This is a genomic window from Enterobacter cloacae complex sp. SHL021 (genome assembly GCF_049237765.1).
Lineage (GTDB): Bacteria > Pseudomonadota > Gammaproteobacteria > Enterobacterales > Enterobacteriaceae > Enterobacter > Enterobacter cloacae.
Window position 1 is genome coordinate 85,339 of record NZ_JBMKJG010000013.1, and the last position, 15,058, is coordinate 100,396.

General features: G+C 54.0%; 20 protein-coding genes. 11 read left to right on the forward strand and 9 right to left on the reverse strand.

Features of this window, described 5'->3' with window-relative positions; genetic code table 11:
* Nucleotides 1–4: 4 nt before the first annotated feature.
* The 5 genes from lptA to ACOTZF_RS14640 are packed head-to-tail and all read right to left on the reverse strand — an operon-like array spanning nt 5 to nt 3,658.
* The gene (gene lptA / locus ACOTZF_RS14620) at nt 5–559 is read right to left on the reverse strand and encodes a lipopolysaccharide ABC transporter substrate-binding protein LptA (RefSeq protein ID WP_013098940.1); all 555 of its coding nucleotides are present in this window, start codon (nt 557–559) and stop codon (nt 5–7) included.
* A complete protein-coding gene (gene lptC / locus ACOTZF_RS14625) occupies nt 528–1,103 on the reverse strand; it encodes an LPS export ABC transporter periplasmic protein LptC (protein WP_013098939.1) in 576 nt (191 codons plus the stop codon). Before lptC ends, lptA begins: the two co-directional genes overlap by 32 nt.
* The gene (gene kdsC, locus ACOTZF_RS14630) at nt 1,100–1,666 is read right to left on the reverse strand and encodes a 3-deoxy-manno-octulosonate-8-phosphatase KdsC (RefSeq protein WP_029883391.1); all 567 of its coding nucleotides are present in this window, start codon (nt 1,664–1,666) and stop codon (nt 1,100–1,102) included. Before kdsC ends, lptC begins: the two co-directional genes overlap by 4 nt.
* A gap of 14 nt (nt 1,667–1,680) precedes the next feature.
* Entirely contained in the window at nt 1,681–2,667 is a 987-nt protein-coding gene (gene kdsD, locus ACOTZF_RS14635) for an arabinose-5-phosphate isomerase KdsD (RefSeq protein WP_029883390.1), read from the reverse strand.
* A 13-nt stretch (nt 2,668–2,680) separates the two neighbouring features.
* The gene (locus tag ACOTZF_RS14640) at nt 2,681–3,658 is read right to left on the reverse strand and encodes a calcium/sodium antiporter (protein WP_013098936.1); all 978 of its coding nucleotides are present in this window, start codon (nt 3,656–3,658) and stop codon (nt 2,681–2,683) included.
* Between the two features lie 228 nt (nt 3,659–3,886).
* On the opposite strand from ACOTZF_RS14640, the gene mlaF reads away from it, so the two are divergent.
* The 7 genes from mlaF to murA all read left to right on the forward strand — a co-directional run bounded on the left by mlaF (nt 3,887) and on the right by murA (nt 8,680).
* Nucleotides 3,887–4,699, forward strand: a complete 813-nt coding sequence (gene mlaF / locus ACOTZF_RS14645; RefSeq protein ID WP_421636115.1) for a phospholipid ABC transporter ATP-binding protein MlaF — start codon at nt 3,887–3,889, stop codon at nt 4,697–4,699.
* Between the two features lie 7 nt (nt 4,700–4,706).
* Complete coding sequence (gene mlaE / locus ACOTZF_RS14650; protein ID WP_010436044.1) at nt 4,707–5,489, forward strand: lipid asymmetry maintenance ABC transporter permease subunit MlaE; 783 nt, start codon at nt 4,707–4,709, stop codon at nt 5,487–5,489.
* A gap of 4 nt (nt 5,490–5,493) precedes the next feature.
* The gene (gene mlaD, locus ACOTZF_RS14655) at nt 5,494–6,042 is read left to right on the forward strand and encodes an outer membrane lipid asymmetry maintenance protein MlaD (RefSeq protein WP_129253347.1); all 549 of its coding nucleotides are present in this window, start codon (nt 5,494–5,496) and stop codon (nt 6,040–6,042) included.
* 18 nt (nt 6,043–6,060) lie between these two features.
* Nucleotides 6,061–6,696 carry a phospholipid-binding protein MlaC gene (mlaC, locus tag ACOTZF_RS14660; RefSeq protein ID WP_013098933.1) on the forward strand — a complete coding sequence of 212 codons (636 nt, stop codon included), beginning with the start codon at nt 6,061–6,063 and terminating at the stop codon, nt 6,694–6,696.
* Nucleotides 6,696–6,989: a lipid asymmetry maintenance protein MlaB gene (mlaB, locus tag ACOTZF_RS14665; RefSeq protein WP_023622313.1), complete on the forward strand. Its 294-nt coding sequence runs from the start codon at nt 6,696–6,698 to the stop codon at nt 6,987–6,989. The genes mlaC and mlaB overlap by 1 nt, the downstream gene beginning before the upstream one ends.
* A gap of 126 nt (nt 6,990–7,115) precedes the next feature.
* Complete coding sequence (gene ibaG / locus ACOTZF_RS14670) at nt 7,116–7,370, forward strand: BolA family iron metabolism protein IbaG (protein WP_008501458.1); 255 nt, start codon at nt 7,116–7,118, stop codon at nt 7,368–7,370.
* 50 nt (nt 7,371–7,420) lie between these two features.
* Entirely contained in the window at nt 7,421–8,680 is a 1,260-nt protein-coding gene (gene murA / locus ACOTZF_RS14675) for a UDP-N-acetylglucosamine 1-carboxyvinyltransferase (protein WP_013098931.1), read from the forward strand.
* Between the two features lie 63 nt (nt 8,681–8,743).
* Here the strand turns inward: murA and sfsB are convergent, their stop codons facing one another.
* On the reverse strand, nt 8,744–9,031 hold the full coding sequence (sfsB, locus tag ACOTZF_RS14680) for a DNA-binding transcriptional regulator SfsB (RefSeq protein ID WP_038983629.1): 288 nt from the start codon (nt 9,029–9,031) through the stop codon (nt 8,744–8,746).
* A 228-nt stretch (nt 9,032–9,259) separates the two neighbouring features.
* Entirely contained in the window at nt 9,260–10,231 is a 972-nt protein-coding gene (ispB, locus tag ACOTZF_RS14685) for an octaprenyl diphosphate synthase (RefSeq protein WP_013098929.1), read from the reverse strand.
* Between the two features lie 257 nt (nt 10,232–10,488).
* Here ispB and rplU point away from each other — a divergent pair, with 257 nt between their 5' ends.
* From rplU to cgtA, 4 genes are all read left to right on the forward strand, one after another.
* A complete protein-coding gene (rplU, locus tag ACOTZF_RS14690; RefSeq protein WP_003025032.1) occupies nt 10,489–10,800 on the forward strand; it encodes a 50S ribosomal protein L21 in 312 nt (103 codons plus the stop codon).
* A 19-nt stretch (nt 10,801–10,819) separates the two neighbouring features.
* Nucleotides 10,820–11,077 carry a 50S ribosomal protein L27 gene (rpmA, locus tag ACOTZF_RS14695; RefSeq protein WP_004385076.1) on the forward strand — a complete coding sequence of 86 codons (258 nt, stop codon included), beginning with the start codon at nt 10,820–10,822 and terminating at the stop codon, nt 11,075–11,077.
* A 96-nt stretch (nt 11,078–11,173) separates the two neighbouring features.
* Entirely contained in the window at nt 11,174–12,148 is a 975-nt protein-coding gene (locus tag ACOTZF_RS14700; protein WP_013098928.1) for a DMT family transporter, read from the forward strand.
* The gene (cgtA, locus tag ACOTZF_RS14705) at nt 12,145–13,317 is read left to right on the forward strand and encodes an Obg family GTPase CgtA (RefSeq protein ID WP_013098927.1); all 1,173 of its coding nucleotides are present in this window, start codon (nt 12,145–12,147) and stop codon (nt 13,315–13,317) included. The genes ACOTZF_RS14700 and cgtA overlap by 4 nt, the downstream gene beginning before the upstream one ends.
* 38 nt (nt 13,318–13,355) lie before the next feature.
* Here the strand turns inward: cgtA and pmrB are convergent, their stop codons facing one another.
* On the reverse strand, nt 13,356–14,399 hold the full coding sequence (pmrB, locus tag ACOTZF_RS14710) for a two-component system sensor histidine kinase PmrB (protein WP_023622309.1): 1,044 nt from the start codon (nt 14,397–14,399) through the stop codon (nt 13,356–13,358).
* Nucleotides 14,396–15,058, reverse strand: coding sequence for a two-component system response regulator PmrA (gene pmrA, locus ACOTZF_RS14715; protein ID WP_013098925.1), 663 nt, complete (start codon nt 15,056–15,058; stop codon nt 14,396–14,398). Before pmrA ends, pmrB begins: the two co-directional genes overlap by 4 nt.

Here is a 15,058-nt window from a genome sequence, read left to right on the forward strand (position 1 = left end):
CGAATTAGTTACTCTTCTTCTGTGCCGGAGCCTGGCCCTTGCCTTTGTCCTGCAGCTGAGACGGCACTAACACGGTGGTGACGCGTTTGCCTTTCTCGCTGGAGGCCTGCATTTTTTGCTCTTTCACCAGATAGGTGATCTTATCGCCGGTGATATTGCTATCGAGCTGTTCCAGATAGGCGTTACCGGTAAGGATGACCAGATCTTTCGCCAGTTCATAATGCATGTGGCTGGCATGGCCCTTCACTGGCTTGCCGTTGTCCTGCATCTGGTAGAACGTGGCTGGGTTGCCGTAGCCATCAATGATCTCTTTGCCCTGTTCGCCACCTGGACGGGTAACGACCACCTTATCGGCGTTAATCTTGATGGTGCCCTGGGTCATAACCACGTTGCCGGTAAAGGTAACGACATTACCCTGCATATCAAGAGACTGCGTATCGGACTCGATATGGATCGGCTGTTCGGTATCGCCAGTAACAGCAAGCGCGGGAAGACTGGCCGCCAGCATCGCGCTGGCGATAATTACTTTAAGGCTGAGTTTGTTTGTTTTGAATTTCATAGGAGGTTCTAACCTTTTCAATCAGCTCGGCGTTTTTGCTGCGTAAGTTCCCGCGCATTCTTAAACCGCTGGAATTAAATGTTGTGCCGTACAGAGTGACCAGATCCTGCGACGTCACATCCTGAGTAACCAGGTTGATCTGGGCATTATCTGTCGTAATTTTGCGCAGTTGTGAGTCAGCGGTCAGGGCGTTGACTTCAACATGGCCATAAAGATAAAGCATACGGTCATTCGTCAGTTTTGCCCGGTCGGACTTAATCGACCACGTCGGCACTTTATCCTTATCAAACGTCGTCATGACCGGCTGGGTAAACCACGAAATACCGTCATCTGAAAAATATTCAACGTGCTGGGCAATCAGGCGATAGTTCAGCGCACCTTCCGGGCTATAGACTACGGTATCACTGTGATCGCTTTTATAGGTTGGATCGTTATTGTTGATCACTTCCGTTTGCGTATCGTCACGATCGGCAAGGTTCACGCCAATCAGTATCAGTGCGACAAGCGAAAGCAGAATGATAACCCAACGTCTGGTTTTACTCATATCGATTGCCCTTTGGCCTCATCAAGCTTGCCCTGCGCCAGCAGAAGCAGATCGCAGACTTCACGTACGGCACCACGGCCACCGTTGATGTGGGTAACATAATCAGCCCGCGGGATCAGCAGCGGATGCGCATCCGCAACCGCGACACTCAGGCCAATCTCAGCCATTACCGGCCAGTCGATCAGGTCGTCCCCGACATAGGCCACATGTTCTGGAGCGATAGACAGTTTACCCAGTAAATCATTGAAAGCAGCCATCTTATCGGACTGTCCCTGATACAGATGGGTAATGCCCAACGTTTCACAGCGATCTTCTACCAGTTTAGCTTTTCGCCCGGTGATGATGGCAACCTCGATACCCGATGTGAGCGCACAACGAATACCGTAGCCATCGCGAACGTTGAACGCTTTCAGCTCTTCACCATTATTGCCCATGTAAATCAGGCCATCGGACAGTACGCCGTCCACATCCAGAATCAGCAGGCGAATATTTTCTGCCTTTGCCATCACGTGGGCACTGACCGGACCATAACAGGTTGCAAGGGATGCACCCGCATTACTCATTGTCTTATCCTTCATTACACTACGCCTGCGCGCAGCAGATCATGCATATGTACCACACCCAGCAATTGGTCGCCATCGGCAACCATCACTGAGGTGATATGTCGGGACTGCATCAGGTTCAGTACATCCACCGCCAGCGTGCCCGGGCGAACGCGAATCCCGCCGGGCGTCATCACATCGACAATACCCAGCGTGCGAACATCCACGCCCATGTCGAACACGCGACGCAGGTCACCGTCGGTGAAAATCCCTTCGATCTTCATCAGATCGTCACACACCACCGTCATGCCCAGGTTTTTACGGGTGATTTCCAGCAGCGCATCACGCAGGGAGGCCTCTTTACTGACGTGAGGGATTTCATCGCCAGTATGCATAATATCGTTAACCCGCAGCAGCAGTTTCCGACCCAGCGCACCGCCAGGATGGGAAAGCGCGAAATCTTCAGGGGTAAAACCGCGGGCTTCAAGGAGCGCAACGGCAAGCGCGTCGCCCATCACCAGCGCCGCGGTGGTGCTGGATGTTGGCGCGAGACCCAGTGGGCAGGCCTCTTTCGGCACTTTCACGCACAGGTGAATATCCGCCGCACGCGCCATGCTGCTTTCCGGGCGGCTGGTCATGCAAATGAGCGGGACCTGCAGCCGCTTCAGAACCGGTATCAGCGCCAGGATCTCGTTGGACTCCCCGGAGTTTGACAGCGCAATGACGACATCCTGCGGCGTCACCATGCCCAGATCGCCGTGTGCCGCTTCTCCTGGATGTACAAAGAAGGAGGAGGTGCCGGTGCTGGCGAAAGTGGCGGCCATTTTGCGGCCAATGTGGCCGGACTTGCCCATCCCCATTACCACGACTTTACCGGCACAGTAGAACATCTTCTCACAGGCCAGACTGAAATCCTGATTAATGTACTGATCTAACTGCGCCAGACCTTCACGTTCAATCTCCAGAACGTCTTTGCCTGCTTTCTGAAAGTCAAAACCCGGCTGCAATTCTATTTGCGACATAATGCGTTTCCGTTTACCCAGAGAGAAGAGGCGAAAGCCAGTACAGCATCGCCATCCATACGATAAATCCACCCGTCAGCAGCGCGCCTGCGCCTTTGCCGATCTGTCGTTGCCGCCGCCAGCAGAGCAGGGCAAAGATAACGCTCACCAGCAACATCACCCCGTAATCACGTGAGAAGGCCAGCGGGTTAAACGGCCCGGGCGTTATCAGGGCTGGCAGGCCCATGACGATGGCAATATTGAAGATGTTCGAGCCGATAATATTGCCGATGGCGATGTCATCTTCACCTTTACGAGCCCCGGCAATGGCCGTGGCCAGCTCCGGCAGGCTGGTGCCGATGGCGATCACGGTCAGGCCAATGGTCAGTTCGCTCATGGCGAAATAATTCGCCAGTACCGTCGCGTTATCCACGACCATCCGTGTTGCCATGGGCATAATGATCAACGCGACACCCAGCCAGAGCAGTGCAACAGGCAGCGTACCTTCACGCGGTAGCTCGGCGACCTGCTCACGCGTCAGGCTGTCCTGACCCTGTTTTTCCGCCAGGCGGGCAATGTTAACACTATAGAGCAGCCAGATGACCGCCAGCGCCAGCAAGAAAATGCCGTCACTGTAGCTCAGAACGCCATCGTAAAATACGCATCCTGCCAACAGGCTTACGATCAACATTAGCGGCAATTCCCGGCGCAGAACATCAGAATGCACGCGAAATGGATGGAGCAGCGCGGCCAGGCCCAGAATAAGCAGAATATTGACGATGTTAGAGCCAATCGCGGTGCCAACAGCAAGGTCTATCTGACCATGCAGCGATGCCGTCACAGAGACGATGATTTCAGGCAGGGAGGTTCCAACACTGACCACGGTCATCCCGATGACAACAGGGGGGACGCCAGTGAGGCGGCACAGGATCGATGCAGCAAACACCAAACGGTCAGCACTGTAGACCACCAAAAGTAAACCAATTATTAACAGTGCTGTTGCTAAAAGCATCAAAAGTCCTTTCTTCAGGTATACTCGCCGGTCCACCGCGCGGGAATTGTTAGCGCTGCATACAGCCTAAGACGTAACGAATTCCTAATTTTGACTTTATGCGCCGGAAAAGTAAAACAAATGCCAGCTTTCGCTAACCTCTACGGCTAATATTCTGTAAAAATGTGGGGTTTAGGGCTGATTTAAGCTTCACGCTTCGCATGAAGCAGGGTAAGAAAGGAACCGTAAATGAGCCAAACGATGGCGAATTTAGTCGATGTCCGTGGGGTGAGCTTTTCTCGCGGCAACAGATTGATATTTGATGATATTTCGTTGACCGTGCCGCGTGGCAAAATCACAGCCATCATGGGACCGTCCGGGATCGGTAAAACGACCCTGCTGCGACTTATCGGTGGGCAGATCCCACCCGATAGCGGTGAAATCCTCTTCGACGGCGAAAACGTACCGGAGATGTCGCGGTCGCGCCTGTATACTGTGCGCAAGCGGATGAGCATGCTCTTTCAGTCGGGGGCCTTGTTCACCGACATGAACGTCTTTGATAATGTCGCCTATCCGCTGCGCGAGCATACGCAGCTTCCGCCAGAGCTGCTGAAAAGCACGGTAATGATGAAGCTGGAGGCGGTAGGGCTGCGTGGCGCCGCAAAGCTGATGCTGTCAGAGCTGTCTGGTGGCATGGCGCGCCGTGCCGCGCTGGCGAGAGCCATTGCGCTGGAACCCGATTTAATCATGTTCGACGAACCGTTTGTCGGACAGGATCCAATTACGATGGGCGTGCTGGTGAAGCTCATCTCTGAATTGAACAGCGCGCTCGGCGTCACCTGCATTGTGGTGTCTCACGATGTGCCGGAAGTGTTGAGTATTGCCGACTATGCCTACATTGTGGCAGACAAAAGGATCGTCGCGCACGGCAGCGCCCAGGCGTTGCAGGAAAACTGCGATCCGCGAGTACGGCAGTTCCTCGACGGTATTGCGGATGGGCCTGTGCCGTTCCGCTACCCTGCGGGCGACTATCGTGACGATTTATTGGGAATAGGGAGTTAAGCCACTCATGCTGTTAAATGCGTTGGCCGCTCTTGGACACCGTGGCATAAAAACCATCAGGACGTTCGGGCGCGCCGGATTGATGTTGTTCAACGCGCTGGTCGGCAAGCCGGAGTTCCGCAAGCACGCGCCTTTACTGGTACGGCAACTCTATAACGTCGGCGTGCTATCGATGCTCATCATCATTGTGTCCGGTCTGTTTATCGGCATGGTGCTGGGGCTGCAGGGCTACCTTGTTCTGACGACCTACAGCGCGGAAACCAGCCTCGGCATGCTGGTGGCGCTTTCGCTGCTGCGTGAACTGGGGCCGGTGGTGGCGGCACTGTTGTTTGCCGGACGCGCGGGGTCGGCACTCACCGCAGAGATTGGTCTGATGCGTGCCACCGAGCAGCTTTCCAGTATGGAAATGATGGCGGTCGATCCGTTGCGGCGTGTTATCTCACCCCGTTTCTGGGCAGGGGTTATCTCCTTACCGTTGCTGACTATCCTGTTTGTGGCCGTCGGTATCTGGGGCGGTTCGTTGGTGGGCGTTCACTGGAAAGGGATTGATGCCGGTTTCTTCTGGTCTGCCATGCAGGACGCCATCGATCTGCGAATGGATCTGGTCAACTGTTTGATTAAAAGCGTGGTATTTGCCATTACGGTCACCTGGATTGCGTTATTTAATGGTTACGATGCCATCCCGACGTCGGCGGGCATTAGCCGTGCAACTACACGTACTGTCGTACATTCGTCGCTGGCCGTACTGGGTCTGGATTTTGTGCTCACCGCACTGATGTTTGGGAATTGAGTTCATGCAAACGAGAAAAAATGAAATTTGGGTCGGCGTGTTCCTGTTGCTGGCACTGCTTGCCGCACTGTTTATCTGCCTGAGAGCAGCGGATATCACCTCAGTGCGTACCGAACCGACTTATCGCATCTATGCCACTTTCGACAATATCGGAGGGCTGAAGGCGCGCTCTCCTGTGCGTATTGGCGGTGTGGTTATTGGCCGTGTGGCTGACATTACGCTTGATGAAAAAACCTATCTGCCGCGCGTGGCGATGGATATTGAAGAGCGTTACAACCATATCCCGGATACCAGCTCGCTTTCTATCCGCACCTCCGGCCTGCTGGGCGAACAATATCTGGCACTGAACGTTGGCTTTGAAGATCCTGAGCTTGGAACGACTATCCTTAAAGACGGTAGCGTCATCCAGGATACCAAGTCCGCGATGGTGCTGGAGGACATGATTGGTCAGTTCCTTTACAACAGTAAGGGAGATGATAAAAAGCCCGATGCTGCCCCTGCGCAGACTGAAGAGCATACCAACGTCGCACCGACACCTGGCACGACGAATTAATATCAGGAGAAGTCATTCATGTTTAAACGACTGTTAATGGTTGCCATGCTGGTTATTGCCCCTCTCACGGCAGCACACGCCGCGGATCAGAGCAACCCGTACAAACTGATGGACGAAGCCGCGAAGAAAACCTTCGATCGTCTTAAAAACGAACAGCCTAAAATTCGTTCTAATCCTGATTATCTGCGTGACGTGGTCGATCAGGAGCTGCTGCCGTATGTGCAGATCAAATATGCCGGTGCGCTGGTGCTGGGGCGTTACTACAAAGACGCTACCCCTGCGCAGCGTGAAGCCTACTTTGCTGCCTTCCGTGAATACCTGAAACAGGCTTACGGCCAGGCGCTGGCGATGTACCACGGCCAGACCTACCAGATTGCACCGGAACAGCCGCTGGGTGATGCCACCATTGTGCCTATTCGCGTCACGATCATCGATCCTAACGGTCGTCCACCGGTTCGCCTGGATTTCCAGTGGCGTAAAAACAGCCAGACCGGCAACTGGCAGGCGTATGACATGATCGCCGAAGGGGTGAGCATGATCACGACTAAACAGAATGAGTGGAGCGACCTGCTGCGTACTAAAGGCATTGATGGCCTGACCGCCCAGCTGCAGTCTATCTCTCGCCAGAAAATCACCCTGGATGAGAAGAAGTAATGTCGCAGCAACTGAGCTGGTCGCGTGAGGGCGAAACATTAAAGCTGTCCGGTGAACTCGATCAGGATCTGCTCAACCCGTTATGGGATAAACGCCATGACGCCATGCAGGGCGTTACGCTGATCGATTTGAGCGGCGTCACGCGGGTAGATACGGCTGGGGTGGCGCTGCTTGCCCACCTCATTGCCGTAGGGAAGAAGCAGGGGGCAACCGTAATGCTTCACGGGGCCAGCGATAATGTCGTCACCCTGGCGCAGCTCTACAATCTTCCTCAGGACGTACTGCCGCATTAATATTTTCAGTGCGTTACTTCTGAAAGCCCTGACAGTTTCATCGTCGGGGCTTTTTGCTTGTTTAAGACGACGCCACTTTGCTCTAAGATGTTGGGCTTGTTTTCACTATCAGATGATTAAGAACCCATGGAAAATCATGAAATCCAGACAGTGCTGATGAATGCACTCTCCCTTCAGGAAGCCCACGTCACAGGCGATGGCAGTCACTTCCAGGTTATTGCTGTGGGTGAGATGTTCGACGGTATGAGCCGTGTGAAGAAACAGCAGGCTGTGTACGCGCCGCTGATGGAATATATTGCGGATAACCGCATACACGCCCTGTCGATTAAAGCGTTCACCCCGCAAGAGTGGGCACGCGATCGCAAACTAAACGGTTTTTGAGCTGAGGGCGATGCGCCCGCAGCACGGTTGAATTTATAAGAGAGCACACCATGGATAAATTTCGTGTACAGGGGCCGACGCGCCTCCAGGGCGAAGTCACAATTTCTGGCGCGAAAAACGCCGCGCTGCCGATCCTCTTTGCTGCGCTGCTCGCGGAAGAGCCGGTAGAAATTCAGAACGTACCGAAGCTGAAAGATATCGACACCACCATGAAGCTGCTCACCCAGTTGGGGACGAAAGTCGAGCGTAATGGCTCCGTCTGGATCGATGCCAGCAACGTGAACAACTTCTCAGCACCGTACGACCTGGTGAAAACCATGCGTGCATCCATCTGGGCGCTTGGCCCGCTGGTAGCGCGTTTTGGTCAGGGCCAGGTGTCACTGCCTGGTGGTTGCGCCATTGGCGCGCGTCCTGTTGACCTGCATATCTTCGGTCTGGAGAAGCTGGGCGCGGAGATCAAACTGGAAGAAGGTTACGTTAAAGCGTCCGTAAATGGCCGCCTGAAAGGCGCGCACATTGTCATGGACAAAGTGAGCGTTGGCGCAACCGTCACCATTATGTCCGCGGCAACGCTGGCAGAAGGTACCACCATTATCGAAAACGCCGCGCGCGAGCCGGAAATTGTGGATACCGCCAACTTCCTCGTGGCGCTGGGTGCAAAAATCTCTGGCCAGGGTACCGATCGCATCACCATTGAAGGCGTGGAGCGTCTGGGTGGCGGTGTGTATCGCGTTCTGCCAGACCGTATTGAAACCGGGACTTTCCTGGTGGCTGCGGCCATTTCTGGCGGCAAGATTGTTTGCCGTAATGCGCAGCCTGACACCCTGGATGCGGTGCTGGCGAAGCTGCGTGAAGCGGGGGCGGATATCGAAACCGGTGAAGACTGGATCAGCCTTGATATGCACGGTAAACGTCCAAAAGCGGTAACCGTTCGCACGGCACCGCATCCGGCATTCCCGACCGATATGCAGGCTCAGTTCACGCTGCTGAACCTGGTGGCGGAAGGTACCGGTGTGATCACCGAGACTATCTTCGAGAACCGCTTTATGCACGTACCGGAACTGATCCGTATGGGCGCACATGCAGAGATCGAAAGTAACACGGTGATTTGCCACGGTGTTGAGAAGCTCTCCGGTGCGCAGGTTATGGCAACCGATCTGCGTGCGTCTGCGAGCCTGGTATTAGCGGGTTGTATCGCGGAAGGAACGACGGTTGTGGATCGTATCTACCACATCGATCGTGGTTACGAGCGTATTGAAGACAAACTGCGCGCGCTGGGTGCCAATATCGAGCGTGTGAAGGGCGAGTAATCGTTCCGGCAGCCCCCTGCCAGAGATGGCCGGGGGGTTGCTGTTCCTGTCAAAAAAAGCGCGTCAGACCGGTTGCTCTTTCCTGGTTTTTTTCTGGCGAATCATGCGTGTTCTGTCAATAAACTCATGGGTAATGGGATCGTGGTAACGCGAGGGCCAAATGACCCACGGGTGCGTCTCCAGCGCCGATGCAATAATCAATTCACCCTTTGGCCAGGGGCGAGTCAGGGCATTTGCCAGCGTTGATGAGCTCAATCCATTGCGACGTGATTCAGCGGCGAGCGATGTTCCTTTTTTGCGCAGCGCAGCAATAATATCTGCTGAGTGCCAGTCGATAAATTTCATATCCATAAAGCTGTCCTTGTGTTCGTAATCACCCACGTCATTTCTACCGAAACGACGGGGTTACTATACTCATTTTGAACACAGGCTCTAAAAAGTTCGCGTTACTTGAAGGAATATTCAGAATAAGACATGGCTTTATTCATGCGGTCTGTAAGCCGATGATTTTACGCGAATATGGAATTTATAAGAACTTATTGAAATCTCCCCGCGAAGGCCGCGGGGAGAAGCGAGAGGTTAACGATCGCGCTGTACGGCGATGTGGGCAAGGCCGATTAACGCATCGCGCCATGGGCTGTCTGGAATGACCTGCAGTGCCGCGATGGCTTTATCCGCCTCTTCTTCAGCGCGCTGACGCGTCCATTCCAGCGAGCCGCAGATGGCCATTGTTTCCAGTACCGGTTCCAGTAGATGGCGACCATTTCCCTGCTCAATCGCTTCACGGATCATTTTCGCCTGGTCAGCGGATCCGTTGTGCATGGCATGGAGCAGCGGCAGGGTCGGTTTACCTTCGTTGAGGTCATCGCCGACGTTTTTGCCGAGCGTTTCGCCATCAGCACTGTAGTCCAGCAAATCGTCAATCAGCTGGAATGCGGTCCCCAGATAACGGCCATAGTCCTGCAGCCCTTTTTCCTGCGCAGCGGTACAGCCAGCCAGAATGCCGGAACATTGCGCCGCGGCTTCAAACAGGCGCGCGGTTTTGCTGTAGATTACGCGCATGTAATTTTCTTCGGTGATGTCAGGATCGTTGACGTTCATCAGCTGCAGCACTTCGCCTTCCGCGATCACGTTAACGGCTTCAGACATCACTTCCAGCACTTTCAGAGAGCCGAGGCTGGTCATCATCTGGAAGGCACGGGTATAGATAAAGTCACCGACCAGAACGCTGGCTGCGTTGCCGAAGGCGGCGTTTGCCGTGGCTTTGCCACGACGCATGTCTGATTCATCCACAACATCATCATGCAGAAGCGTCGCAGTGTGAATAAATTCGATCAGTGCTGCGATAGTGACATGAGCCTTTCCCTGATAACCCACGGCTCTGGCGGCCAGTATGGCAATCATCGGGCGAATACGTTTACCGCCGCCGCTGACGATGTAATAGCCCAACTGATTGATTAGCTGAACATCAGAGTTGAGTTGTTCCAGGATTGCTGCATTCACACCCGCCATATCTTGCGCGGTTAACTCGTTGATTTTTTCTAAATTCATCGCAAAAGCCGGGCTTTTTATCCTGTTTATCCCATCTTTAATGGGGTAACGAAGGGTTTCGGTTTATCAATAGTATTGCTGATTGTACTGAAAAAACGGCTCAGATAAACGCTACCGTACGTGTTGTGTTTTTTTTCTTCATGTATTGATGGTAGCACTTGTCAAAGGCTCGCGTTTTGCGTAATATTCGCGCCCTATTGTGAATATTTATAGCGCACTCTGATTCATACGAGGATGTGCGCGGAAGCGGAGTTTATATGTACGCGGTTTTCCAAAGTGGTGGTAAACAACACCGAGTAAGCGAAGGTCAGACCGTTCGCCTGGAAAAGCTGGACATCGCAACTGGCGAATCTGTTGAGTTCGCAGAAGTTCTGATGATCGCAAACGGTGAAGAAGTCAAAATCGGCGTTCCTTTCGTTGATGGCGGCGTTATCAAAGCTGAAGTTGTTGCTCACGGTCGTGGCGAGAAAGTTAAAATCGTTAAGTTTCGTCGTCGTAAACACTACCGTAAGCAGCAGGGCCACCGTCAGTGGTTCACTGATGTGAAAATTACTGGCATCAGCGCCTAAGACCTGAGGAGAGATTTAAATGGCACATAAAAAGGCTGGCGGCTCCACACGTAACGGTCGCGATTCAGAAGCTAAACGCCTGGGCGTTAAGCGTTTCGGTGGCGAATCCGTTCTGGCGGGTAGCATCATCGTTCGTCAACGTGGTACCAAATTCCACGCTGGCAACAACGTAGGTTGCGGTCGTGACCACACTCTGTTTGCTAAAGCAGACGGTAAAGTGAAATTTGAAGTTAAAGGCCCGAACAACCGTAAATACATCAGCATCGTTGCTGAGTAAGGTTTTCTCGGTCCGGTAACGGATTAAAGCCCCGCAACCTGTTGCGGGGCTTTTTACATTGGAAACCCGGTAATTTTTTCTGTAGGGAAAACGGGCATGAAGCAGCAGGCCGGCATTGGAATTCTTTTGGCGCTCACAACCGCAATGTGCTGGGGTGCGCTGCCAATTGCAATGAAGCAGGTACTGGAAGTGATGGAACCGCCTACGGTGGTGTTTTATCGCTTTCTGATGGCAAGTATCGGCCTGGGGGCCATCCTTGCTGTTAAAGGCAAGCTTCCGCCCCTGCGTCTCTTCCGTAAACCGCGCTGGCTGGTATTACTGGCTATTGCGACGGGGGGACTGTTTGGTAACTTCATTCTGTTCAGTTCTTCCCTGCAATATCTCAGCCCGACGGCGTCGCAAGTGATTGGTCAACTTTCACCGGTCGGCATGATGGTTGCCAGCGTCGTTATCCTCAAGGAGAAGATGCGCGGTACGCAGATCGTCGGGGCGAGCATGCTGCTATGTGGCCTGGTAATGTTCTTCAATACCAGCCTGATAGAGATTTTTACCCGCCTGACCGATTACACCTGGGGTGTAATCTTCGGTGTGGGGGCAGCAACGGTTTGGGTGAGCTATGGCGTCGCGCAAAAGGTGTTATTGCGTCGTCTTGCCTCACAGCAGATCCTCTTTTTGCTGTACACTTTGTGTACAATAGCATTATTGCCGTTAGCGAAGCCGGGGGTGATCACCCAGCTTAGCGACTGGCAGCTGGCGTGCCTCATATTTTGTGGGCTGAATACGCTGGTCGGTTATGGCGCGCTGGCCGAAGCAATGGCGCGCTGGCAGGCAGCACAGGTGAGCGCATTGATTACGCTCACTCCGCTGTTTACGCTGTTATTTTCAGATTTGTTATCAATGGCCTGGCCCGATGTCTTCGTCAGACCGATGCTCAACCTGTTGGGCTATCTCGGTGCGTTTGTCGTGGTTGCGGGCGCGATGTATTCCGCCATTGGTCATCGTCTCTGGGGGCGTTGGCGCAAAAATGAAGCGGTCCCCGCTCAGGCGAATGATTTACGGAGAGTAAAATGAAGTTTGTTGATGAAGCGACGATCCTGGTCGTGGCAGGTGATGGCGGCAACGGTTGCGTAAGCTTCCGCCGTGAAAAATATATTCCTCGTGGTGGCCCTGACGGTGGCGACGGCGGCGACGGCGGCGACGTATGGCTGGAGGCGGATGAGAACCTCAACACGCTGATCGACTACCGTTTCGAAAAATCTTTCCGCGCTGAGCGTGGCCAGAACGGCCAGAGCCGTGACTGTACCGGTAAACGTGGTAAAGACGTCACCATTAAGGTACCGGTGGGTACGCGTGTGATCGATCAGGGTACCGGTGAGACCATGGGCGACATGACCAAACATGGTCAGCGTCTGATGGTTGCAAAAGGGGGTTGGCACGGTCTGGGCAACAGCCGTTTCAAATCTTCCGTCAACCGTACGCCGCGTCAGAAAACAATGGGTACGCCGGGCGATAAGCGTGACCTGCAGCTGGAGCTGATGCTGCTGGCCGATGTGGGGATGCTGGGAATGCCAAACGCTGGTAAATCCACCTTTATTCGCGCCGTCTCTGCCGCTAAGCCAAAAGTGGCGGACTATCCGTTTACCACGCTGGTGCCAAGCCTGGGCGTTGTCCGTATGGATAACGAGAAGAGCTTTGTGGTTGCCGATATCCCGGGTCTGATTGAAGGCGCAGCGGAAGGTGCCGGTCTGGGTATCCGCTTCCTGAAACACCTTGAGCGCTGCCGCGTACTGCTGCACCTCATCGATATCGATCCGATCGACGGGTCCGATCCGGTAGAAAATGCTCGTATCATCGTCGGCGAGCTGGAGAAATACAGCGAGAAACTGGCGAACAAACCGCGCTGGCTGGTCTTTAACAAGATTGACCTGATGGATAAAGCCGAAGCGGAAGCAAAAGCGAAAGCCATTGCTGAAGCGATGGGGTGGGAAGATAAATACTACCTGATCTCCGCGGCAAGCCAGGTTGGCGTGAAAGATCTCTGCTGGGATGTGATGACCTTTATCATCGAGAACCCGGTTGTTCAGGCGGAAGAAGCGAAGCAGCCTGAAAAAGTCGAATTCATGTGGGATGACTACCACCGTCAACAGCTTGAGGAGCTGGAAGCGGAAGAGGAAGACGACTGGGACGACGACTGGGATGAAGACGACGAAGAAGGCGTCGAGTTCATCTACAAGCACTAATGACCCGATAAGGCCCCTGTTGATACAGGGGCTTTTTTTTATTCTAACGTTGAAGGCAGCCAGCAACTGGCAATGAGACCGCCTTCTGCGGCATTCTCCAGCGTCAGCTTTCCGTGGTGAAGCTGCACAATGCGTTGCACAATGCTCAGACCCAGGCCACTGCCACCGTAGCGCTGATCGAGACGACGGAACGGCTCTGTAATCGACTGCCGGTGTGCTTCATCAATACCGGGACCCTGATCGATTACGCTGACCCGCGTACCGTCGTCCTGTGCGGTCAATGTCACTGTGATAGTGGTCCCTGCGGGGCTATAGCGCCCGGCATTCTCCAGCAGGTTACGCAGCATGAGTCGCAGAAGAACCGCGTCCCCCTGCACCGTTAGCGGACTTTTGGCCGGCCATATCACCGTATGTTCTTTGGCTTCATGCTCAAGGCCAAGCGGGGTGATGATATTGTCTGTCCAGTTTACCGTCTCGTAGTGGCCGCTCGCCATTGCCTGCCCGGCCCGCGCCAGCATCAGCAGCTGTTCAATGGTATGCATGAGTTGATCGATACGGCTGATTAATGCTGAAGCCTGTGGCGAACCTGACTGTGCCATCAGTTCCAGATGCAACCTGATCCCGGCGAGTGGGGTTCGCAGTTCATGCGCGGCATCGGCGGTAAAGAGCCTTTCCTGTTGTATGGTGTGATCAAGCCTGGCGAGCAATTGGTTCAGAGAGGTTGTGACGGCGCCAATCTCTTCCATATCTGAATACATGGGCAGCGGAGTGAGGTTGTCCGCCGAACGATTCGCCAGGCTGGCCCGCAATTGATTCAGCGGACGAGTTATCCAGGTGACTGCCCAGAAGGAGAAGAGCAGGGTAAAACCGACCATCACCAGGGAAGGGACCAGCAGCGAGGCAATCGCTTCGCGGATCTCTTTTTCGACATGGTTGTTACGTGCCTTTGCAGACAGCGTTTCATTGACCAGAAAGCCAATCTGTTCGCGGCTTTCATGCCACAGCCAAATCACGCTTATCAACTGGAAAAATAACAGTATCACCGCCAGCAAAACCATTAATCGCCGACGCATACTGTTCATTTCTGTCTCTCCAGACGATAACCCACGCCACGAACGGTTTTTATCCGGTCTTTGCCAAGTTTGCGTCGCAAATTGTGAATGTGGACTTCAAGGGTATTTGATCCCGGATCGTCCTGCCAGGAGTAGATATCCTGCTGGAGGGTTTCACGGTGTACCGTCTGCCCGCTACGCATGATCAGACGCGTAAGCAGGGCGAACTCTTTCGGTGTGACCTCAACAGGCAGAGACTGGCACAGCACCTGCTGAGTTTGCAGATTCAGGGTAATATCACCGTCGGTCAGTAAGTTATCACTGTGCCCCTGATAGCGGCGAATTAACGCACGCACGCGCGCCTGTAGCTCTGCCAGGGCAAACGGCTTCACCAGATAATCATCCGCGCCGGAATCCAGGCCGTTGATACGATCTTCGATGGCATCGCGCGCCGTCAGGATCAACACCGGGTTGTCGACACCGCGACGCCGCCACTGGCTTAACAACGTGGCCCCGTCTTTATCCGGGAGGCCCAGATCGAGGATCACCAGACTGTATTCACCGCTCTGGATCAGGGCATCCGCCTCTGCCGCCGTGGCGGCACAGTCGAGGGCATAGCCTTCATTGGACAGCGCCAGCGCCAGCCCTTCCTGTAATAACAGATCGTCTTCAACTATAAGTAGTTTCAT